This is a genomic window from Vibrio sp. 10N.222.52.B7 (assembly GCF_041474275.1).
In the GTDB taxonomy this organism is placed as follows: Bacteria; Pseudomonadota; Gammaproteobacteria; order Enterobacterales; family Vibrionaceae; genus Vibrio; species Vibrio crassostreae_C.
In genome coordinates this window covers 1-468 of record NZ_JBFRTU010000339.1, presented here as the reverse complement: position 1 = coordinate 468, position 468 = coordinate 1, and the positions used below count along the sequence as shown (strand labels likewise).

At 44.7% G+C, this 468-nt stretch carries 1 protein-coding gene; it reads left to right on the top strand.

Going from position 1 to position 468, the window contains the following annotated elements; all coding sequences use genetic code 11:
- On the top strand, positions 1–468 hold a 468-nt coding region (locus tag AB4512_RS23110), incomplete at both ends, for a hypothetical protein (RefSeq protein WP_372175857.1).

Below are 468 nucleotides of genomic sequence, written 5' to 3'. Positions count from 1 at the left end.
TCTTCCTACCGATGATCACCTCAACAATAAAATTGAGCAAGAGGGCAAGAGGCGAATTGCCATGGTTCGAGATAGTATCGACCTGGAGCGATCTGGCGTGCAGCTTAGTTCGATTGAGAGAGTTGAGTTCGATACGGCCATTGATGCTATTCGCGCATTAGAAGACGGCTCGGTTGATGGTTTGCTGGCTGAGCCTGTGACCACAATGGATCTTGCTCATAAAAGCGGAGTCGAGAATTTAGCGGTCAACCATGTACTTGATCGCTGGAAGAACATCAAAGCAGCCATGGTTATTCGTTCAAATGACAATGAGCTACTTAATTTATTGAATCAACAGATTGCAACGTTTGATATAAGTAAAAAGAACCGAATTCTATCTAAATGGTTAGATGGTTCGCCTTACCGCTCTCCAGTGAAAGGTGTATTTGGGTTCGGGAATCCGCCTTACATGTATCCAGACAGTACGTC